The sequence below is a fragment of the Natrialba aegyptia DSM 13077 genome (assembly GCF_000337535.1).
Classification (GTDB): domain Archaea; phylum Halobacteriota; class Halobacteria; order Halobacteriales; family Natrialbaceae; genus Natrialba; species Natrialba aegyptia.
Genome location: NZ_AOIP01000012.1, coordinates 1 through 21,409, shown reverse-complemented (window position 1 = coordinate 21,409; position 21,409 = coordinate 1). Strand labels below are relative to the sequence as shown.

Genomic DNA, 21,409 nt, shown 5'->3' with positions numbered 1-21,409 from the left:
CCAATGGTGACCAAGTGGGCCCAATGACACCATCGCTCACCGGCTCGCTCGAGGCGGCGACTCCCGACGCGGACGCCGGCGTCGAACTCACGTTTACCGTTCGGAACGAAGGCACAGATACGGTCACACTCCAGTTCACCGACGCCTGTAAGGCGGATTTCGCCGTCGCGGACGAGGAGACGGGCCGGGAGGTCTGGCGCTTTACCGACGGGCGCATGTTCGCCCAGCTGCTCAGCGCGGACGAACTCGAGCCGGGCGAGGCGACGACCTACGAGGCCGAATGGGAGACTCCAAAATCGGGCGAGTTCACCGCGGTGGCCGAGTTGCGAGCGCGGGAGACGACGTGTGAGGCGCGGACGGCGCTGAGCGTGTGACGCCATCGCGCCGCGCTGCCGGTCGGCTGTGGCGACGGCTGTCGCGAACAGCGAAGTCGATAAACCGTCCCTCTCCTAAGGGTTCGACATGCAAGCGCTGGTCATCGCGGCGCACGGATCGCACCTGAATCCGGATGCCTCGAACCCGACGTACGCCCACGCGGATACCGTCCGCGAGACGGGCGCGTTCGACGAGGTCCGCGAGGCGTTCTGGAAGGAGGAACCGCACTTTCGCGAGGTGATCCGCACGCTCGAATCCGAGGAGGTGTTCGTCGTCCCGCTGTTCATCAGCGAGGGGTACTTCACCGAGCGGATTATCCCCCGCGAACTCCGTCTCGACGAGTTCGAGCCCGAGCAGTGGGAGTCCGACGGGACGAGCGCCTCGCAGGTGACGCTCGAAGCCGAGGACGTCGGGAAGACCGTCCACTACTGCGGGCCGGTCGGTACCCACGATGCGATGACGGACGTGATCGTCCAGCGCGCCGAGAGCGTCACCGGCGACCCATCGGTGGGCGAGGGAGTCGGCCTCGCGGTCGTCGGCCACGGCACCGAGCGCAACGAGAACTCGGCCAAGGCCGTCGAGTACCACGCCGACCGCATCCGCGAGCGCGGGCGCTTCGACGAGGTCGAGGCGCTGTTCATGGACGAGGAGCCTGAAGTCGATGACGTGACCGACTTCTTTGCAACCGAGGATATCGTCGTCGTCCCGCTGTTCGTCGCCGACGGCTACCACACCCAGGAGGACATCCCCGAGGACATGGGCCTCACCGAGGATTACCGCCTCGGCTGGAACGTCCCCGCCGAGGTCGACGGCCACCGCATCTGGTATGCCGGTGCCGTCGGCACCGAGGGACTGATGGCGGACGTGATCCTCGAGCGCGCGGCCGACGCCGGGGCCGAACTCGGCGACGCGATCGAGCGCGTTCGCCAGATCACGAGTTCGGCGACCGAATCGGAATCGGACCCCGAACGAACCTCGCAGGCGGGTGACTGACGATGGTCGCGACGGGACACGTCGAGGAGTTGGTACGGCGCGTCACCGGCGACGGGGACGACAACGATATCGAATTCGACGGACTGCGGATTACGCGCGACGAGTCGGCCGATGACGAGTTCACGTTCACCCTCGCGATCGACGGGGAGCGCGTCGAACGAACTGGACTGGACGCGGACGGCCTTCGGGCGGTTCTGGCGGGTGAGGCGGGCGAGGGAGACGAGACCGTCGACGCGTACGTCACGAACTGGCACTACTGGCAGGAGACGGTCGGCGGCGAGGGAACGGCCCGGCGGGCGTTCCTGCGGTGGTGTGAGGACGCGCCGCTTGCCGACGACGACGGAGCCGCCGTTCCGGCTCGCTACGCGGACTTACGCGACGGTATCGACCGCGAATGGGGGCAACTCCGTATCACCGCCCGCTTCGTCGACGGCGACGGACTCGACGGCGAGCGCGCCTACGACCTCTGGCACGTCGACGACGCCGACGCGGACCTCGACGACCTCGAAACCTATGACGAACCGCGTGCGGCCCGCGAGATCGCGACGTACGACGAGGACGGTCGCTACCGGCCGCTCAAGACCGCGCCGACGCTCGACACCGGCTGGGCGTTCACCGGCCTCTCCGGAACCGAACTCGTCGACGCCGTCGGCTTCTTCTACCCGGCGACGATCGCCAACTGGCACCGCGAGCGGGAGGGCACTCTCGATGTCGATCACTGGAGTGAGACCGCGTCCCGCCAAAGCGGCATCTACGAGGTCGTCTCCGAACTCCCGCGCGAGGCCGTCGACTGGCTGGCGGAGGCCTGCTGCGTCGATTCCCAGTGTCTGCGCCGGCGCGAGTGGGAGTACGAGGAGGGCGACGACCTCGACCCCGACGGCGGCGACGGCCCCTTCCCGTGTCGGGAACCCTGTTCGCTCGTCATCGCCGCCGCGCGCAAGTGGGCGATCGCGGAGTCCGAAACGGAGCGCACGTACGAACTCGAGTTAACCCCGAGCGAGCGCAACCAGCTCGAAGAACTGATCGACGCGGTCGCAGACGATCGAACGGACGAGATCCGCGAAGCCGACGTCAACGACGGCGCGAATCGCTACCGCGCCCGGTATCTCCGAGCGAAGCGATTCGCCGACGGCGAACTCGAGATGCGAGAACAGTAGACCGATCCGCGTGATCGGCACGGACTACGTCACGAGCAAGAACAGCGCGACGATAACGCCGACGACAACGACGCCGACGCCGAATGTCGCCACCGGACCGCCGATACTCGCCGCCGTCGTCGTGGCGAGAATCAGCGCGAGTGCCCCGAGTGCGAGCACGGCGAACGTGGCCGGTTCGAGCCCGAGTTCGGTTCGGAGACGCGCAATCGATGAGCGGTCCGCGGTCGTGCTTGCGTTTGCGTCACCGGCGTCGGCTCGCGGTGAACTCGAAAGCGACTCGTCGATGTCGACATCCGGTGGAGTCGGTGAAATCGTAACGGTAATCGAGACTGATTCGGACCCGTAGCCGGTCAGGATCTCCAGGTTACCACGGATCGGCTCCTGAAGCGAGTCGGCGCTAACGCTGATGGGGATAGGGGTTACGCTGTCCGCCTCGATGTAGTAGTTCGGGCTATCGAGCGTAGCGACGCGGGCGAGCGTATCGTCGAGTCGGCAGTGGACGTGTGCCGGTGCCGCGTGGCCGTGCAGTTCGAGGACGAACGAGTCGTTCGTCTCGAGAGCCGTCGTTTCGGCGGTGAGCGTGTCGGGTTGGTTGCGGTTGACGTGAACGTGGACGGGTGTCGGTACGGAACTCGACGGGGATGAGGGAGATGATTGTGGACGCGAGGAGTCGGCGGGCTGTGTCCGATCGGTATCACTACGGGCTGACGATGCAGCTGTCGGCGACTCGGACTCGCGGGCGGAAGTGGGGTCGGAACCAGTCACGAGACGATACAGGTAGTGGTATCGGGCCAGTCTCAAGTAGTTACCGTCGATCGACTCGACTGTCTCAGGCCGGGGATTCCTCGCGCATGTCCGGCGGGAGCAGGTTCGGAATCCCGTCGTCGATGGGATAGTGCTCGCCGCAATCGGTACAGACGAGTTCACCGGAAACGACTTCGGCAGCGTCAGTATCGCCGTCAGTGTCCGCGTACGTCGCGTTTTCGAGCTCCAGTTCGTGCTTGTCGAGCGGACAGCGGAGGATATCAAGCAACGACTCTTTCATACTTCGTAGGCGTATCGCATACAGCAAAAGGCTTCGGGAACGGACGCACCGAAATGGGCAACCAGTGAACATATATACGACACTGTGTATCTCATTCCCAATGAGACAACGAGTTGCACGGAGCCGAACACTATCCAGCGAGGTGATCGTGGTCGATGGGGGCCGCTCATCTCGGAGATAGTGTTGCCCAGCTGGGCCGCCTCGCGACCGATCTCGAGGCCTGTGAGTCGGTCGCGGAAGTCTATACGCGCGCCATCAGCGGCGTCGATCGCATTATCGAGTTCGATGCCGCGAGCATCTGTACCGTCGAGGACGGCGCGTTCGAACCACAGGCGGCAAACACTGCGGGATTGATCCCGGCCGAACCGCTCGCGGCCGACGCGGGTATCGCGGGGAAGACATACCGCGAGGACAGGACGTACGTCGTCGACGATCTGACGACGGCTCCGGACGCCGCACCCACGAGCGACGCGTTTCGATCGGTGCTGTCGATCCCGCTCGAGTTCGGTGGCGTCGTCCAGTTTCACGCCACGGAGCCGGCCGCGTTCTCGGAGGCCGATCGCCACCTCGGCGAACTCTTCGTCGCGACGGTCACGAACGCTCGCAACCGGGTCACCTACCAGAGCGCGCTCGAGACCGAACGGGATCAGTTCGCGGCGCTGTTCGAGAACGTTCCCGACGCCGCCTTGCAGTATCGAATCGAAGACGGCACGCAACTGGTCGATGCTATCAACTCTGCGTTCATCCGCGTCTTCGGGTACGACGCCGCAGACGCCGTCGGCGAACCGCTTACGGAACTCCTCCTCCCGGCACGGATGACGGCGACTGAGGGGGCTGACACGACGGAAGGGACAGGGCCGGGAACAGGAACGGAAACGGAACCGAAACCGGAATCGGCCGATACCGCCGGTGTGCCTGGGCAGGAACGGACACGGGCACAGACACAGATACAAACGCAAACGCAAACACAGTCACACCCGACACACCTCGTCGAAACCGAACTCACCGAACGCGCCGACGTCGAGGTCGTCCGCGAAACCGCCGACGGGCCACGACCGTTCTTGCTTCGAAACATCCCCGTCGCAACCACCGACGGCACGACCCGCGGCTATCTGATCTACACCGACCTCACCGAACTCAAACTGCGCGAGCGCGAACTCCAGCGCAAGAACGAACGCCTCGACCAGTTCGCGAGTATCGTCAGCCACGACCTCCGAAACCCGCTCGGCGTCGCCGACGGCTATCTCGAACTCGCACTCCAGAAAGCCCGGGAGAGCCAAACGGACGAGGCCGCGGCCGCTCCAACGGCAACGGCTGAACTCGAGGAAATTCAGCGTGCACACGACCGCATGAAGCGGCTGATCGAGGACGTGCTGACGATGGCCCGCGGCAAGCGCGTCGAGGACCCACCGCCAGTCGATATCGACACGATCGCCACAACCGCTTGGAACAACGTCGACACCGACACGGCCTCGCTCGAGGCCACGAGCGACACCCAACTCGCAGCCGACCGCGGCCGCCTCCTCCAACTATTCGAGAACCTCTTTCGGAACGCGATCGAACACGCCGGCCCAGCGGTCAGCGTGCGCGTCGACTCCCTCCCGAACGGCTTCGCCGTCGAGGACGACGGCCCCGGCATTCCGCCGGGCGAACGCGACTCGGTCCTCGAACCCGGCCAGTCGAGTACGGCCGACAACACCGGCCTCGGCCTCGCGATCGTCGCACAGATCGCCGCGGAACACGGCTGGACTCTCGACCTCTCGTCGGCAGCGAATACTGCCGATACCGCGACGCCCGGCGCACGATTCGAGTTCAGCGAAGCGTCCAGTCCGCTCGAACGGCCGAGCGAACTCGACCGCGAACGGGGTTCCGGAGCGGCGTTTGGAAGCGAGTCGACTGCCGGTTTGGTTGATGGATTGGAAACGCGCTCTCGATTCGAACCCGAATCTGACTCTGATTCTGACTCTGGTTCTGATTCTGAGGCGGACCCTGAACCCGACTCCACGACCGAGCCGGAGCCGGACAGTGGTAGTCCTGCCCACCGATTGAAACCGACCGGCGAGGCCAGTGACGGGGACGGTAAGGGGGACAACGGCGGAGGCGGAGACGGAGACAGTGACGGAGACGAAACCGAGGACGAGCACACGAACGCGACTGGTGAGGACACACGATGAGTCACTCCACAGATACCGATCCCGTGACCGTTTCGATACGCGGGACAACGCTTCGAGCCAGTGATATCGCTGGAAACACCGTTTCGTTCGGTCTCGTCGGCTGGGATCGACTGGACGATCCCCACGCGTTCGACGAACCGATCGACGCCACGGCCGTCGGTCGCGTCTCCGAACTCCGATACGACCTGTTGAATATGGTCGATATCACGCGCCTGGACGAGGCCGGCGACCGACGCGGCACCGGCGGTGACGGCAACGGCGACGCAGCCGCCGATCACAGCCCCGACTCGGCGTTCGAATCGGTTACGAAGCGGGACGACTCGTCGTTTCAGAACTCGCGGCTCTCCGTCGAGGCCGGAGACGAGGAGTTGACGCTCTCGGACGGTTCCTACGTCTGCCGGTTCGAATCGAACATCTTCGTCCGGCTCCGGTTCGATGGCCCGGCGACGCTTCGAAACCGCTCGCGCGGCCCGCTGACGATTTCGTTTCCCCACCCGACGCGAGTGACCGTGGGCTTCAAGTCACCCGTCGATTACCCGCGCGACGAGGTGACGGTCGCTCCGACGCCCGACGGCGTCGCCACCGCACTCTCGCACCTCTCCGCCTCGATCGAGACGACGACCGTCGACCGCGTCCACCGCAACTATCGGGGCTACCCGCCGCTGCTCTCGGTTGACGCCGATGCTGACGAAACCCGCGTTCCCGACGCGGTTCGCGACGCGACGCCCGAGACCGATCTCGAACTCGTCGTACCGAACGAGCTATCAGCACTCTTTACGGTGGCACCGCTTGCGTACTATCTCAGTGCGCGCGTCCGAACACCGGCCCGTACCGACCGAACCGCGACAGACGCACCTGTTCTTCGGTCTCCACAACACGGACTGCTCCACGAGTTCAGTGCCGGTCCCGCGTTCCCAACGGACGTTCGAGCGCTCCTGCGGCGGACGTTTTTCCTCGACCTGCTGGCGTCGTGGGTCGAGCCAACTGAACTAACGGTGGTCGAATCCGAGCAGCTTCGAAGCGCCGGAATCGAATTGACGGACTGTCCGGGGAAGCCGATCGCCGAGCGCGTCCGGACGTATCTGTCCTTTTCCGACGGGACGATCGAGGAGATCCTACCGCGATGGCCCTATCGGATGACCGTCGACCCGACGATCGAGCACGTCAGCGCGCTCCCGCATCTGCTCTATGACCTCGCTGCGATCGAGCCGCCATCGGCACGGGCACGGGCACGGGAGCGGAAACGGGAACGGGAACGGAATCGTGAGCGGGCTGCCGAGACGGCAACCAGTGTGGACGAACTGGCTGTGAGGCGACGAATACACGGCGTGCTCGGATCGCGTTCGGCCCTGAAGACGGAGACGGGGACGGGCAGCGAGACGGAGACGGGGACGGAAGCGGACGCGACCAGGGCGTCGACGGAAACGAACGCGGACGCCACCGAGGCCCGCCAACAGACCCGTTCCACCCCCGCTACTTCCGCCCGGCGGACGACCTTTACAGCCACCCTCACAGCCTACGAGAACCGGCTCTCCGATCTCGAACACCAATCGGACGACCGCACCGTCGTCATCGTTTTCGCAACCGACCGCGTTTCAGAATCGACACGAACCGCCGTCGTCGACACCTACACCCGCCGATCGGACGCCGTCTCGCCCCGCGTCGAACGCGTCGACGAACCGACGCGCGCTGAACTCGATGCCGTGTTCGAGACCGGAGCCGATTTCCTGCACTACATCGGCGAGTGCGACGAAACGGGGCGCGGACTGGCGTGTACCGACGGCGCGCTGCAGCCGGCCGATCTCTCCGGAAACGAGGTCGGGCTGTTCCAACTCGATGCGACGAACGCCACGACGGTCGCGACTGAACTCGTCGAGACGGGAAGCATCGCCGGTGTGGCGGGCTACAGCACGCCGGAAGCGCCGACCGAGGACAGCGGTGACGAGGAGGCTGCAATCTCGACGACGATCGGCGAACTGCTCCTGTACGGCCAGAGCCTCGCGACGGCACACACCTGTGCGACCGTCAGTTCCGGTGATGACGGTGGTGGCGGCGGTGCCGGTGGTGACGGCGGGATCGTCGTCGGAGATGGAACGCACCGGTTCGTCGCGAAGTGGCGTCCCTCGGAAATTCAATCCCTGCACACGTCTGATGACGGCACTATTAAAGGAGTCTCCGTCCCGTTCCCGGTTGATCCGGTCGGCGCCCACTGGCGAGGAAACCGGCCGGAACGAAAGCGCTTGATTCCGGCGACGATCACACACGAAATCGAACCGGACGGTCTCAACGAGTACATCTCGAACACGATCCGTCCGATATACTACGACGGACAGTTCTACTGGCCGGAAGAACAAAAACAGTTGCTGTACCCGATCTCGTAGCCGTCGCTGTCACGGGAGCGGCTGTGACCGGAGGTAGATCGGAGACGGATTGAAGACCGTCGAGTCGCTACTCGTCGGGCGTCTCGACGATGACGGTTTCCTCCCGACCCGGCCCGACGCCGACCGCGTAGATCGGCGTCTCGAGTTCATCGCTGACGTACTCGAGGTAGGTGCGGGCGTTCTCCGGAATCGCGTCGTAGCCCTCCTCGGCCACGGCGGCCCAGTCGACGTCCTCCCAGCCGTCGAACGCCTTGAACGTCGCCTCGCAGCGGCCCCACTGTTCGGTGGTCGGGGGCATCGTCAGGAGTTCGTCGCCGTCATCGGAACGGGCTGCGTTCTGATTGCTCGCCGAGTCGGCGGCGTCGAACTCGTAGCTGTGGCCGACTTTCACCTCGTCCAGACCGGCGAGCACGTCGATGTGGTTGATCGCGAGGCCGGTAAAGCCGTTCGCGCGCGCGGCGTGGCGCAACATCGGCATGTCGAGCCAGCCGACGCGGCGGGGGCGGCCGGTGACGGTGCCGTACTCGCCGCCCTCGTCGCGGATGTAGGTCGCGAGTTCTTCCTCGTCCGCACTGGCCCCAGCGGGATCGTAGTCGGGGGTCTGGCCCTCGACGCCGCCCAGTTCGGTCGGGAGCGGGCCGGTGCCGACCCGCGAGAGGTAGGCCTTGATGATGCCGATGACCTCGCCCTGGCCGACGACCGTCGGGCCGAGTCCGGTTCCGACCGTCGCCCCGCCCGCGGTCGGGTTCGAAGAGGTGACGTAGGGATAGATGCCGTGGTCGATGTCGATCGAGGTTCCCTGTGCGCCTTCGAGCATGACGCTCTCGTCAGCGTCGATGCGCTCTTGGAGGAAGGTACCGCAGTCGACGGTCATGTCCTCCTCAGCGAGGCGCTCGCCGAACTCGCGGTAGGTGTCGTATAGATGGTCGATATCGAACGCCTCGCCGGTTTCTTTGCCGAAGACCTCCTCGGCGAGGGCTTTCTTCTGGGGGACGACGTACTCGAGTCGGTCGCGGAGGGCGTCGGGATCGAGCAGGTCGCCGATGCGGACGCCGCGTCGGCCGGCCTTGTCCTCGTAGGTGGGACCGATGCCGCGCCCGGTCGTGCCGGCGGCGAGGTCGTCCTTTTCTTCCTCTTCGATCCCGTCGAGTGCGCGGTGGTACGGGAGGATCACGTGGGCGCGCTCTGCGACGCGAACGTCCGGGTCCAACCCGCGCTCGCGAAGCGCGTCGATCTCCTCGAACAGCGTCTCGGGGTTGACGACACAGCCGTTTCCGAGGACGCCGACCTTGCCCCGGACGGCTCCCGACGGAACGAGCGATAGCTTGTACTCTTCACCGTCGTGGACGACGGTATGTCCAGCGTTGTCGCCGCCCTGATAGCGGGCGACGACATCGGCGGTGTCGCCGTAGAGGTCAACGACGCCGCCCTTGCCTTCGTCGCCGAGTTGAGCCCCGACGATTGTGACGGTCATAACAGCGGCGGATTCTTGCCGATCCGATAAACAGATTACGGTATCACCGGGGCGTCACCCGGAACGAGACTGCCAACATATACACAGTTATGGGTATATTTCCGCCACCTGAGCGCGAGAATACACGCATCCATCCACGTTTGCAGCGACCGACAGAGGGGGGGGGGTAAGCTGATAGCTGCGCCTGATTCGTCCGCACGAACTCGCTACCCGGCAAAATAGATCATCATCATTCATGTGTGTGCCTCGCAAGCGGAAGCGTTAACTACTCTCAAAAACGACCACCGAGTTGAGAGTGGACGGCTCTCTCCTAGAGAGTAACTTTTAAAAGCTACAAAGACAAGTTAACAAATGCCATGATAGACCGACTTGAGAAGGAAGTCGATATGCTCGAACGACATCTGCAGGTCCTGAAGATGGTCATCGAAAACGAACCCATCGGTATCGTGAAGATGTCCAACGAAACCGGCTACCCCCACCACAAGGTTCGCTACTCCCTCCGCGTTCTCGAGGAAGAAAACCTCATCGAGCCCTCCAGCCAGGGTGCCATCAAAACCGAGCGTACCGTCGAGTTCGTCGACGAACTCGACGGCAAAATCGACGACATCGTCGACAAGCTCGAGGGCATGAAGATCGAAGACGTCGCAGAGGCCGACAGCTAACGCCTGGAAACTGATCAGTCGACAGCGCTAGCTTGCCTCGAACAGAGTAATCTCGATCCTTCACCGCTCCGCACGACTATCTCCGGTCGGTGAAGTATCTCTCGATCCGTACTGTTCTCGGCAGTGAGAACTCGTCCGCGTTCACCTGGTGGTAGCAGTGGACGCTACTGGTTCGTTTCGGAGAAAGCAAATGCTGTCGACTAGAGTTCTGGAACGTTCATGTGGAACCCCTCACTGCGCGATTCGACCAGACAGAGGTGGTAGCCGCTCTTTCGCGAGAGGTTGACGTAACTCAACTTCGAGCCGCGGCTGAGAAAGCCGCTGCTCGTTGCCTGTTCTGCAACCTCGAGTGCACCGGGCTCGAAGTAACTCGACGTTACGGCGACGGCGGCTGCGAGATCCGGATAGTTCGCCTTCACTGCCGAAGCCGCCTCTTCGAGTTCTTCGAGCAGTGCCTGGCTGGCGGGTTCGCGCGAGTCGTTGAACGTCGCGAGGACGAGCGGGTTCCCCATCTTGTCGAAGGCGACGACATCGAACGTCACCTGGTCGGGGACGTCGTCGGTATCGTCGTCCGCGAGCGAGATCGTCGCCCCGAGTTCGGCGCGGTCGATGCGCGGGATCGCATCGTAGAGGTCGGCCAGACCGTCGGCGTGGCCGGTATCGCGGATCTCGTAGAGAACTCGTTCGGTGAGCCAGTCGACGAAGCGGTGCTCGATCGTCTCGGTGAGAAACGCCTCGTAGGGTTGGTCTTCGACGGCGACGCTCGCGGCGTCGAACTCGGTGTGGTGTTCGAGGCGCAGGTTCGTCGCGACCTCGCTCCGGTCGGCACCGCCGTCGTGTGCGGTTTCGAGGGTCGGTTGGCTCTTGGAGGCGTAGCGCACGAAGAGGTTCGTCCCCGAGAGCGCCTGTGCAGGAGAAAGGTGGGTTTCGGCGTCGACTGGTCGGGAGCCGGTACCCGATCCTGCACGAGCCTGCTCGAGTTCGGTCTCGAGTTCCGAAACGCGCCCGCGAAGCTGTTCGATCGTCGCCGCGAGTTCCTGGTTTTCGGCCCGTAACTCGTCACGCTCGGATTTGAGTTCGCGAGCCTTGTTCGCGAGCGCGTCGTGTTTCGATTCGAGTTCTTCGATTCGGCGCGTATACTGGGTGAGCTGGCGTTTGTGTCGGTCGTCAGTTGGGGTAGCATCAGCCGATGCCGTGTCCGAACTGTTCGATCGTCGCGTTCCTTCCGTCGAGTGCGATCCCCGAGCAGACGACGATGAACTCGATTGGGTTTCAGTGTTCGTCTCTGGAGTCTTTCGATCGCCGTTTGAAGGGGCTTGCTGGGCGTTGGTGGTTCGGGATGGGGCTGTTACAGCGGATGTGGACCGAGAACCGGCAGTGGAATCTGTGTCTGTATCCGCGTCCACGTCCGCGGTCGCCGAGTTGTCGGGATCGAGCGAGGGGATCGACCGGGTTTCGCGCCACTGCTCTTCGGCTTCGAACTGCTGGTCGAGTTCTGCTGCGTCGGGATCGTCTGCGTCAGGATCGACTGGACCGGCAGGGTCGGCAGAGGCGGCGGGGTCGGCGGACCGGTGTGGAGTCTGGGGCGGGTCCCGTGATCGAGACGAGGGGACGTTGTGATCTCGATCCGGATTCCGTTCCTGGGGTTGGGGCTGGTTCCGGTGCTGCCGGCGGCCGTTCGACTGTTCCTGCGTTCGTTCCTGGGGCTGGGACTGGGACTGGGACTGTGATTGGGATTGGGTTCGGGGTTGAGCCGAATCCGCTGTCTCCGTGTCGGGATCGGCGGATGGCGTTGTTGTCTCCGAGTCGTCAGCATCGTCCCCCTTGTCCCCCTCGTCCCCGTCGTCCCCGTCGTCTTCGAGCCACGAAATATCGTTCTGGTCGAGTTCCTCCGCTGCTGCTTCGACCGTCTCTGGGTCCGGATTGGCCGTCATCCCGCCCTGGGCCGGGGACTCGTCCGGAGCACCTGACCGTGCTTGTGTGGGGTCAGTTGGTGAGTCGGCATCCGTTGTACTGACACCATCTGCCGGTGCCGTGATTCCGTCCGAGTCGTCGGAATCAGGCGCTGTAAGTTTCGAATCGCCGCTCTCGGTGATACCGCTTCCCGAGACGGCCGACTCGGTGCCGGAAACGTCGATCGGATCGATCGCTGACTCGGTCGGGTCAGCGGTCGGCTCCGCCGTGCTCGTGTCGTTGACGGATCCGTAGTCGTCCGCCGCCGGGTCGGATACGTCTGCGTGGTGGCTCGTCGCCGCCCTGCCTTCGGTAGTTTCGCTGTCGTCCGTGTCCGTCTCCGTCCCGGTCTCCACTGCTGGCGCTTCTGTTCCCGGCACGTCAGTGACCTCGATTTCGACATCGATGACCTCGTAGATGCCGACCTCATCGTCGGCTCGATCGAAGGCCTCGTCGCCGGTAATAAGCCGTTCTGCGTTCCCGATGTAGGCGGCTGCCATCCGACGACCACCGTAGTAAACCGCGTAGTAATCGCCGCTGAGAACGTTCTCGCTCAGTTCGATATAGCCGGTAAACGATCCGCTCTGGAGCGTCTCGTCGACCTCCCGGAGCGGCGTTTCGTTCGTGTAGTACTTCGCCTGAACGTCGCCCCCGTGCGCTTTCATCGTACAGAGCAACGGTAACGACGGGTGCGGTGCCTGGTAAACGGTTCCCGTAGCATCCTCGAAATCCGTGATTTCACCGCCGAGAACGCCGACGATGCGGCCGTTAAGCATATACAGCCACGAACCACCCGCAGCGACGGCTCCCGAAAAGCCACCGTCAGCGAGATCAGAGAGGCCGTCGAAACCACCACTGAACGAGCGAGAATCCCACTCCTCAACGCGCTCTTGCGTGCGCGAGTCCATAGTTCAACAAGCGGCAAGTGCAACAAATACGTTTCGCCTATATTTTCGACTCGGCATCCTCAGCAAGTTCTTTCATTCGCTTGCCAATTCGGCCCGCGCTCGAGAACTCGTCTTCGCTCATCGCCCCCGCCAGTGCGTTTCCGAGGACGAAGACGGCGTGTTTGTGTTCACTCTTTGATTTATGGACATGCGAGGGATCGACATCGAGCTGGTGGTACGCTTCGAACAGGCTCTCGTCGACCTCCTCGCGCTCTTCGAAGTACTCCATAATGACGACGAGTTCTTCGTGTAGCTCGAGGAGTTCGTCCTTATGCATACCCACAGGTACGAACGGTTTCGGCTTAAGGATTGTGTGGCGGTCGGTCGCAAAACTGCCGGTGATAGGCACGCGCTCGGATGTACAAGCGCCGGCAGTGTGTCCCGTGACTGGCGCGACTGACCGCGGAGTCGGCTTCGAACGTAACGGCGCAGTCCGATTCGGATGGGGGAGAATTGGCGCGTTCGACTAGAGTTCGACGCCGCTCGGGATCAGGCTGTGCTGTCGGAGGAGACTGCCTTCGTCGTCGTAGACGAGAAACGTTCGTTTGTCGTAGGTGACAAAGGAGTCGCCATCGAGCGTGATTTCGACCTCGTATCGGCCCTCGTCGTCGGCCGCACCCTCGCCGTACCCACGGGCCGCACGAATGAACTGAAGGACGTCGGCTGCGTCCTCGTTGAGTTCGAGAATGAAATCGCCCGTGATGCGGTTCGTGACGCTGACGACGCCGGTGGTGTCGTTTCCGAGCGGTTCCTGGAGCCGCAAGGCGACGTCGGTTTCGCCCGCGTCGAGGATTTCGTCGTCGGGGCCAGTAAGGCGCTCACGGAGTGTCGCTGCTGGGCCGGTAAAGTCGATCGATACCGAGGGTTTGCTCGGGTTCTCGCCAGTTTCGACCCAGTCAATATTGCTGACGTGTAACGTGAAATGCTCGCGCCTCATTCCGTACTCACGGTTAGCGCTCCCATCGTATGAACGTAACGCACAGCTAATCACGTCGGTTGACAGACATGATCTGCAGATACTCTCTTCGGCAGAACAATCTGTCCTACTGGTACGAACGGTCGAACGCAACGCTTTTTGCGCGCCCGGGGCCGACACCCGCTAATGGAGGAGGACGACAGAGCGACCCCCAGCACAGTCCGTGACACCTACGATCACATCGCGAGTCACTTCGCAACGACCCGCGAATACGCCTGGCCCGAAGTCGAGTCGTTCATCGAAACGACCGAGCCACTCGCCGAACGGACTGCACCAGCCGATTCGGCGACCCGGCCGCTCGTCGGTCTCGACCTCGGCTGTGGCAACTGTCGCCACGCCGAACTGCTCGCCGCGACCGACGCCGTCGACCGCGTTCTCGGTCTCGACATCAGCCGCAACCTCCTCGAAACCGGTCGGGAACGCGCCCGCACGAACGAGTTCAGCGTCGCTCTCTGTCAGGGCGACGCCGCCACGCTCCCGCTTGCGACGGATGCCATCACCGTCGGCATCTACGTTGCAACGCTCCACCATCTGCCAACACGGAAGCTGCGACGGCGGAGCCTCGACGAACTCGGGCGCGTCCTCCGACCCGACGGCCGAGCGCTGGTCAGCGTCTGGTCGACCGCTCACGACCGCTTCGACAGCGACGCCGCCGCCGAGACGGGATTCGATACGACGGTCGAGTGGACCCTCCCCGGCGGCGAGACCGTCGACCGCTTCTATCACATCTACTTGCCGCCCGAGTTCGAACGCGACCTCGAACGGAGCGCGCTCGATCTCCGCGAGTGGGAGCTCTCGAGCGGGAACTGCTATGCAGTCGTCGCCGGAGCTCAGGAGTGAACTCGTGGGTGCGACCCCGCTCCGGGCGGGCGATCGGATCGAAAAGGAAGAGCCTTAAACGTGGAGCCAAAACCGGGGAGTGCGCGCGGATGGTCTAGTGGTAGGACCTGAGCCTTCCAAGCTCATGGCCCGGGTTCAAATCCCGGTCCGCGCATTTTTGACGAACAGACGTGGGGAGAAAATGCGAAGAGGGATTTGAAGCGCGCGAGTCGCAGCGTCCGAACGAAGTGAGGACGACCGTCTTGCAGTCGGGTTCAAATCCCGGTCCGCGCATTTTTTTGACGAACGGATGTGCGCATTGCTGCTGCGAACAAATTCCCGAGCAGCAGCAATCCCGCTCTGAGCAATCCCGGTCGACACTGTTCTGGTGGGCGTTCCACCGTACGCCGCCGTCTCCGACTACCCTTCGAGTGGCGTCCCGGGCGAGCGCGAGCGAAGGTCGGTGACGAGCGCGAAGACGAGACCGAGAACGGACCCGAAGATGACGTGCCCGAGCATGCTCTCGATCGCAGTGGTCGGAAACTCGGTCGCGGTACCGGTGCCGATCGCTTCGATCCAGACGGGGAGGACGAGCAACGGCAGGATCGCCCAGATAGCCAATCCGAAGACGAACCCGGCCCCGATGAGGCGAAGTGTGAGGCCGGTTCGCGAGAGTGCTCCCGTTTCGGGACTCGTCATGATCACGCCGAGGAACACGTTACGAGTGACGAGCAGCCCGAAGAGGAGCCCCAGCAGGATTCCGTGAACGATGTGGATGCCCCAACCGACGACACCTACTGGATCGAGCCCGTATATGCCGGGGATCGCAGCGGACACGGTATCCGGGTCGTAGACCCACATGAGGAGCCCGAACGCGAGCGCACCGATTGCGCCACCGAGCGCGCTCCCGATCGGCCAGCCAATCGAGTTCTCGATGCCGACCGCAGACTGGGTGTCGGATTCAGCACTCATACTGGTTCTGGCTGTCGTACCACAACCGGCGCTATAATGGTTTGTCCAACTGGAATATCTACTGGTAATTCCCCAAGAACGCATCACTCCGGTGTCTATTAGTGGCTCTCGTCCCAACGACCGTTCGATTCCACCGTGGACTACGAACTGCTCGCGTGGCCGCCGGACGGACCGAAACTGCGCCTCGATCACACGCGGTTCAGCTACGCCGGCAAGTTCGTCATGACGAATACGGGGAAGGCTGTCGCCCGCGAGGACGACACCACCGTCGGAGCTATCGCGTTCAACGAGGACCGAACCGACGAAAACACGCTCTGGTTGCGATACGTCACGGTCGCCCGCGACCGCCGCGGCGAGGGGATCGGTCCCGAACTCGTCGCCCTCGTCCGCGACCGCGCGAGAGAGCACGGCTACGACCGCCTCCGCATCGCCGTCAACAACCCCTTCGCCTACGAGGCGCTCTACCGCGCCGGCTTCGGCTACACCGGCGAGACGACCGGCATCGCCGAACTCGTACTCGAGTATCCACCGACGGTGACGATCGATAGCGAGACCGCTCCCCCCTCCGACATTGCGGCCGATGAACCCGCTGCTTCGGAAGTCGCTGGCCGAACTCGAGACGCGTATCAGGCCGGTCTCGACGAGTTCCGCAGCCGCGACCTCTCCGACGCCGAACACTCGTTTCTCGACTCCCGGTGTGGAAGCGAGCCACCACCGGAAGCGACGGGAGAGACTGACGCGGAATCGCCGCGCTAGCTGTCGGCCGACCAGCAAACGTACGCCGCTGCAACGACGATTGCGTGGAGTGTCCCGCCGACGGCGACGCTCGTGAACGTTCCGAGTGCGACGCCGATCCGCGGGGACGGTCCGCCGTGAAAGACGCCGGTCAGGACGGTGCCGAGATAGCCGGTAGCGAGGAGTAACGCGACGACCGAGAGCGGACGTCTCACGGCGTATGCGGCGCTCTCAATCGCAGCCTCGATCGGGCGTTTGCCGCCGATCACGATCGCTGCGGGCGTTAGAAAGAGTCCGCTCGCGATGGGAACGACGACGAACAGCCATCCGAAAAGCGGACCGAGTCCGGTCGATCCGGGTCCGGGTCCGATTCCGAACGCTCCAACCACGAAAAGACCGGCGAGCAGCACGATCTGGATCCCGAGCACGTACGCGAAGAGCCAGCCGAGTCGGACGGGTGACGGGACGAGACTCGGAATGAGTCCCTTGCTCTCGTCAGCCCCGACTTCGGATGTCGCCGATGGCGATGAGATCGCGTGCGTTTTCGAAATTAAACGAGCCGCCGCCCGAACGACCCCCGCAAACGCCACCGTCACCGCGAGCGCGAGTCCGACCTGCCAGCCGATGAGTACGGCCAGGAACGCCGGTTTCAGCCCGAGAACGAGACCCGAGTTCACCTCGACCATCGGCTCCAGTGCCGGTACCAGTGCGACCGAAAGGTGGACGACGCCGTTGGCGGGAAACGCCACCATATCGACGGGATACGGCGATTCGATCCTGGCGACTGCACTCGTCGCTCCGACCACGCCGGCGAGCGCGAAGGGGACGAGTAACGACGGTCGAGCGCGGAGCACGGCGATGGTGATTCGGATGAGGCCGATCAATCCGACGGAAGCATCGTCCGCCGGCTGCTGTGACGGTTCGGTGCCAGTCGGCGTCCCGTCGTTCGAATCGTTCGGTGTCGACATACTATTCGAGTCCGTAGAGCGCGAGCGTCGTTCCGATCACGATGCGGTCGTCGGTGACGACGGCCGGCGTCATCCCGCTGCGTTCGACCGACCCGCCGCCGCTGGTCGGGACCATCTCTGTGAACGTCCACAGGATCTCGCCGGTTCCCCGATCGAGTGCGTGAAGTCCCCGCTTGCCGGGAACGAGCAGGTGCTCGTCGGCGACCGTCGGCGGTGCCCCGTACGGAAGTCGGGGATCCAACGGCGCATCGTCGATCGTCACAGCCCACCGTCGGGAGCCACTGTCGCGGTCGAGTGCGACGATGCGGAACGTCTCGGGTACCTCCTCGCGGTCGATCAACCCGACGTGATAGAGCCGCGCCTCGTCGACGGCGACACCGATGTGTTCGGTTCGATCGAGCGATTTCGTCCAGCCGAGTTCACCGGTCGCAGCGTCGAGTTCACAGAGACGAAGCGCTCGGGTCGATGTGTTCCAGTCGATCGTGTAGACAGTGCCGTCGCGCGTTGTGAGACTGTCCGCGGGTTCGACGCCCGGGTTCGTGTCGCCGGATGAGACTTCGTCCGTGGTCGTTTGCCATTCGAGCGACCCGTTCTCGCTGGAGATTCCGACGAGCAGCGGGACGACGACGGCGGCCTCCTCCCGCCGCGTCCGGAGTTTGACGACGGCGGTACCGGTTGTCGTATCGACGACGTGGCCGACCGGGGAGGCGACGTATCCGTCGGCGGCGACCGTCTCGAGGTCGAATCGCCAGCGGTTGCTTCCGTCGTCGCTATCGCTCGCAGAAAGCGTCGCCGACCGTGGATGCAACGAGACGAGCGTCCCGTCGACGACGAGCGGCGAGCCGAGCCACTCGCCGGCGGAAGCTCTGGGGGGCAGTCGAGACGTGCTCGTCGAGTCGCCGTCGAGCCACCAGCGAGCGCGTTCCTGGCCGATCCCCGAAACCGAGTCTGGCCAGCCGTCGCGGCCGGCAGCGTAGCCGCCGATGACGGTGTCATACGGAACGACCAACACGCCGTCCCGGTAGAGTTCGGTCGAGGCGAACGCCATCGGCAAGATATCGCGGCCGAACGGCCCGTAGGTGCTCGCACGCGTCCCTTCCCCCGTCGCGGCGTCGAGGACGAAGAGTCCGTTGCTGTACTGGCAGTAGACGGTTTCGTTCGCGACGACCGGCGGGTACCAGCCGGAGGCGCTGACCGAGCGTTCCCAGGCGATATCGACGCCGTCGCGCGGGAGGGACGCGTTCGGGACGAACCGCGTCCGACCCGGGTCGCGGCCGTACATTCGCCAGTCGAGATCACTGGTCCCGGGCGTCCGCTCAGCGCCGAGACAGCCCGCGACGAGTAGCGATCCCGCCCCGGCGAGAACTGCCCGTCGACTGACGTTCTCGACGGAGTTCTTCACAGTACGTATCGAATCTGTATGAGTGGAAATTAAAAGTGTTTCTATCGTTGAGGAATTCCGACGGCGAGTGAACTCGCGACGGAAGCCAACGATTCAAAACCCGCTCGCCCGAATAGAGAGGCAATGGGAAACGCTGCTTTGCGCGACATCGCCGTCATCGAGGAGGTTCCGTTCGCGGACATCGAGGGCGTCGTCGCCGTCGACGCGCACAACTGGCTCTACCGCTATCTGACGACGACGGTCAAGTGGACCAACAGCGCGAAATACACGACCGGGGACGGGACCGAGGTCGCCAATCTGGTCGGCATCGTCCAGGGACTGCCCAAGTTCTTCGAAAACGACGTGACGCCGGTGATGGTCTTCGACGGCGGCCCCTCCGAGCTCAAGGAAGACGAGATCGAATCCCGGCGGGACCAGCGCCGAACCTACGAGGAGCAACTCGAGACCGCCCGCGAGGAGGGCGACGAGGTCGCCATCGCCCAACTCGAGTCCCGAACCCAGCGGCTCACCCCGACGATTCAGGAGACCAGTCGCGAGCTCCTCGAACTGCTCGACGTGCCGATCGTCGAAGCTCCCGCCGAGGGCGAGGCCCAGGCCGCGCACATGGCCCGGCGCGGCGACGCCGACTACGTCGGCTCGGAGGACTACGACGCCCTGCTCTTCGGCGCGCCGCTCACGCTCCGCCAACTGACGAGCAAGGGCGACCCCGAGCGCATGGATCTCCAGGCGACGCTCGACCACCACGGCCTGACCCTCGAACAGCTCATCGACGCCGCCATCCTCATCGGCACCGACTTCAACGAAGGTGTCTCCGGTATCGGCCCGAAAACGGCCATCGCGGAGATCACCGAGCACGGGGACCTCTGGGGCGTGCTCGAGGCCCGCGGCGACTCGATCCGGTACGGCGACCGCGTCCGCGAACTCTTCCGCGAGCCGAACGTGACCGACGACTACGAGTTCAGCACGACGCTCGATCCGGATCTGGACGCGGCTCGGGAATACGTCACCGACGAGTGGGGCGTCGATCCGGGGGAGATAGAGCGCGGCTTCGAGCGCATCGAAGAGAGCGTCACGCAGACGGGGCTCGATCGCTGGACGTGACACATGATGTGAGTACCAGGAGACTATCGCAGAGCCAGCAAAACGGTCGGTAAGCGGAGCACCGAAGTTGGGCCGTCCCGTCCATCCGGCTATGTACGCCTACGAGGTGCAAGACGCGACGAGTGACTACGCGGGCATCGTCGAAACCGAGCGCGACCGACCGGAGCCGGACGCCGACGAGGCGCTCGTTCGAATCCACGCCGCCTCGCTCAACTACCGGGATCTGGCGATCGCCAACGACGAACTCGCCTACCCCGGCTCGGAATTGCCGGTCGTTCCGCTCTCCGACGGTGCCGGGGAGGTCGTCGCGGTCGGCGACCAGGTCGACCGACTCTCGGACGGCCAGCGGGTCGCGACGCCGTTCGCACCCGACTGGATCGACGGTCCCGGAACGCGGGAGAAGATCGCCCGGACGACTGGCGGCAACGTCGACGGTGTGCTGGCCGAGTACGTCACGTTTCCCGCAGCGAGCCTCACGACCCTGCCCGATCACCTCTCATACGAACAGGGGGCGACGCTCTCGTGTGCCGGGCTGACCGCCTGGCGCGCGCTGGTCGAAGACGGCGGGCTCGGCGCGGGCGAGCGCGTCCTCGCGCTCGGAACCGGCGGCGTCTCGACGTTCGCCCTCCAGTTCGCAGCACTCCACGGAGCCGAGGTCTTCGTGATCTCCTCCAGCGACGACAAACTCGAGCGCGCCCGCGACCTGGGCGCGACGTGGACGTGCAACTACGAGGAAACGCCCGACTGGGGTGAACTCGTCCGGGAGCGAACCGGCGGTGGCGTCGACCACGTCGTCGAGGTCGGCGGCCCGGGAACGCTCGAACGGTCACTCGCGGCGGCCGCTCCGAGTGGGCACGTCCACCTCATCGGCGTCCTCGCCGGGCAGGAGGGACAGGTTCATCCGGGCCCGATCCTCCACAAGGCGCTCACCGTCGAGGGCGTGATGGGCGTCGGCAGCCGCGCGATGTTCGACCGGATGACCCAGGCGATGGCCGCCTCGGAAATGGAGCCGGTGATCGACCGTACCTTCGACGCCGCCGATGTCCGCGAGGCCTACCGATACGTCGAGGCCGGCGAGCATCAGGGGAAAGTCGTCATCAGCCTCGAGTAATCTCCCGTTGACAGTGGACCGTTTCGTCTGTCAAACAGTGCAATTTCGATTCGGCCGCAGGGAGGGGATCCCAGTGCGGGGAAACCGGTAGACCCGTTCTCAACCGTCCGTCCATGTTATTCGGGCTATAATAATCCGTTCCTTGCGGCTACAGGAGATCGGGG

At 64.2% G+C, this 21,409-nt stretch carries 19 protein-coding genes and 1 tRNA gene; 11 read left to right on the top strand and 9 right to left on the bottom strand.

The window, feature by feature from the left end:
- Positions 1-23: 23 nt before the first annotated feature.
- The 3 genes from C480_RS02475 (at position 24) to C480_RS02465 (ending at position 2,525) form a co-directional block, all read left to right on the top strand.
- Positions 24-374, top strand: a complete 351-nt coding sequence (locus C480_RS02475; protein ID WP_006664040.1) for a BsuPI-related putative proteinase inhibitor — start codon at positions 24-26, stop codon at positions 372-374.
- Positions 375-462: 88 nt separating this feature from the next.
- Entirely contained in the window at positions 463-1,368 is a 906-nt protein-coding gene (locus tag C480_RS02470) for a CbiX/SirB N-terminal domain-containing protein (RefSeq protein WP_006664039.1), read from the top strand.
- A gap of 2 nt (positions 1,369-1,370) precedes the next feature.
- The gene (locus tag C480_RS02465; RefSeq protein WP_006664038.1) at positions 1,371-2,525 is read left to right on the top strand and encodes a DR2241 family protein; all 1,155 of its coding nucleotides are present in this window, start codon (positions 1,371-1,373) and stop codon (positions 2,523-2,525) included.
- Positions 2,526-2,549: 24 nt separating this feature from the next.
- Here C480_RS02465 and C480_RS02460 read toward each other — a convergent pair whose 3' ends face one another.
- Together C480_RS02460 and C480_RS02455 are read right to left on the bottom strand one after the other, a co-directional pair.
- On the bottom strand, positions 2,550-3,290 hold the full coding sequence (locus C480_RS02460) for a DUF7524 family protein (RefSeq protein WP_006664037.1): 741 nt from the start codon (positions 3,288-3,290) through the stop codon (positions 2,550-2,552).
- Positions 3,291-3,354: 64 nt separating this feature from the next.
- On the bottom strand, positions 3,355-3,570 hold the full coding sequence (locus C480_RS02455; RefSeq protein ID WP_006664036.1) for a methytransferase partner Trm112: 216 nt from the start codon (positions 3,568-3,570) through the stop codon (positions 3,355-3,357).
- A gap of 155 nt (positions 3,571-3,725) precedes the next feature.
- Between C480_RS02455 and C480_RS02450 the strand changes: the two genes are divergently transcribed.
- Together C480_RS02450 and C480_RS02445 are read left to right on the top strand one after the other, a co-directional pair.
- Positions 3,726-5,744: an ATP-binding protein gene (locus C480_RS02450; RefSeq protein WP_006664035.1), complete on the top strand. Its 2,019-nt coding sequence runs from the start codon at positions 3,726-3,728 to the stop codon at positions 5,742-5,744.
- The gene (locus C480_RS02445) at positions 5,741-8,125 is read left to right on the top strand and encodes a hypothetical protein (RefSeq protein ID WP_006664034.1); all 2,385 of its coding nucleotides are present in this window, start codon (positions 5,741-5,743) and stop codon (positions 8,123-8,125) included. Before C480_RS02450 ends, C480_RS02445 begins: the two co-directional genes overlap by 4 nt.
- A gap of 67 nt (positions 8,126-8,192) precedes the next feature.
- Here the strand turns inward: C480_RS02445 and C480_RS02440 are convergent, their stop codons facing one another.
- The gene (locus C480_RS02440; RefSeq protein WP_006664033.1) at positions 8,193-9,599 is read right to left on the bottom strand and encodes an adenylosuccinate synthase; all 1,407 of its coding nucleotides are present in this window, start codon (positions 9,597-9,599) and stop codon (positions 8,193-8,195) included.
- A 356-nt stretch (positions 9,600-9,955) separates the two neighbouring features.
- On the opposite strand from C480_RS02440, the gene C480_RS02435 reads away from it, so the two are divergent.
- Entirely contained in the window at positions 9,956-10,261 is a 306-nt protein-coding gene (locus tag C480_RS02435; RefSeq protein WP_006109505.1) for a hypothetical protein, read from the top strand.
- Positions 10,262-10,461: 200 nt separating this feature from the next.
- Here the strand turns inward: C480_RS02435 and C480_RS02430 are convergent, their stop codons facing one another.
- The 3 genes from C480_RS02430 to C480_RS02420 all read right to left on the bottom strand — a co-directional run bounded on the left by C480_RS02430 (position 10,462) and on the right by C480_RS02420 (position 14,098).
- On the bottom strand, positions 10,462-13,122 hold the full coding sequence (locus C480_RS02430; protein WP_006664032.1) for a DUF7527 domain-containing protein: 2,661 nt from the start codon (positions 13,120-13,122) through the stop codon (positions 10,462-10,464).
- A gap of 37 nt (positions 13,123-13,159) precedes the next feature.
- Entirely contained in the window at positions 13,160-13,438 is a 279-nt protein-coding gene (locus tag C480_RS02425) for a UPF0058 family protein (protein ID WP_006109503.1), read from the bottom strand.
- Positions 13,439-13,627: 189 nt separating this feature from the next.
- Complete coding sequence (locus C480_RS02420; protein WP_006664031.1) at positions 13,628-14,098, bottom strand: DUF5793 family protein; 471 nt, start codon at positions 14,096-14,098, stop codon at positions 13,628-13,630.
- Between the two features lie 165 nt (positions 14,099-14,263).
- Between C480_RS02420 and C480_RS02415 the strand changes: the two genes are divergently transcribed.
- Entirely contained in the window at positions 14,264-14,977 is a 714-nt protein-coding gene (locus C480_RS02415; RefSeq protein ID WP_006664030.1) for a class I SAM-dependent methyltransferase, read from the top strand.
- An 83-nt stretch (positions 14,978-15,060) separates the two neighbouring features.
- Positions 15,061-15,131, top strand: a tRNA-Gly gene (locus C480_RS02410).
- Between the two features lie 245 nt (positions 15,132-15,376).
- On the opposite strand, the gene C480_RS02405 is transcribed toward C480_RS02410, so the two are convergent.
- A complete protein-coding gene (locus C480_RS02405; protein WP_006664029.1) occupies positions 15,377-15,928 on the bottom strand; it encodes a hypothetical protein in 552 nt (183 codons plus the stop codon).
- Between the two features lie 135 nt (positions 15,929-16,063).
- On the opposite strand from C480_RS02405, the gene C480_RS02400 reads away from it, so the two are divergent.
- Complete coding sequence (locus C480_RS02400; RefSeq protein ID WP_006664028.1) at positions 16,064-16,684, top strand: GNAT family N-acetyltransferase; 621 nt, start codon at positions 16,064-16,066, stop codon at positions 16,682-16,684.
- Here C480_RS02400 and C480_RS02395 read toward each other — a convergent pair.
- Positions 16,681-17,631 carry a hypothetical protein gene (locus tag C480_RS02395; protein WP_006664027.1) on the bottom strand — a complete coding sequence of 317 codons (951 nt, stop codon included), beginning with the start codon at positions 17,629-17,631 and terminating at the stop codon, positions 16,681-16,683. The genes C480_RS02400 and C480_RS02395 overlap by 4 nt on opposite strands.
- A 1-nt stretch (position 17,632) precedes the next feature.
- A complete protein-coding gene (locus C480_RS02390) occupies positions 17,633-19,033 on the bottom strand; it encodes an outer membrane protein assembly factor BamB family protein (RefSeq protein ID WP_006664026.1) in 1,401 nt (466 codons plus the stop codon).
- A gap of 123 nt (positions 19,034-19,156) precedes the next feature.
- Between C480_RS02390 and fen the strand changes: the two genes are divergently transcribed.
- Both fen and C480_RS02380 read left to right on the top strand, forming a co-directional pair.
- Complete coding sequence (gene fen / locus C480_RS02385; RefSeq protein WP_006664025.1) at positions 19,157-20,134, top strand: flap endonuclease-1; 978 nt, start codon at positions 19,157-19,159, stop codon at positions 20,132-20,134.
- Between the two features lie 91 nt (positions 20,135-20,225).
- Entirely contained in the window at positions 20,226-21,245 is a 1,020-nt protein-coding gene (locus tag C480_RS02380; protein WP_006664024.1) for a zinc-dependent alcohol dehydrogenase family protein, read from the top strand.
- The last annotated feature ends 164 nt before the right edge of the window (positions 21,246-21,409 follow it).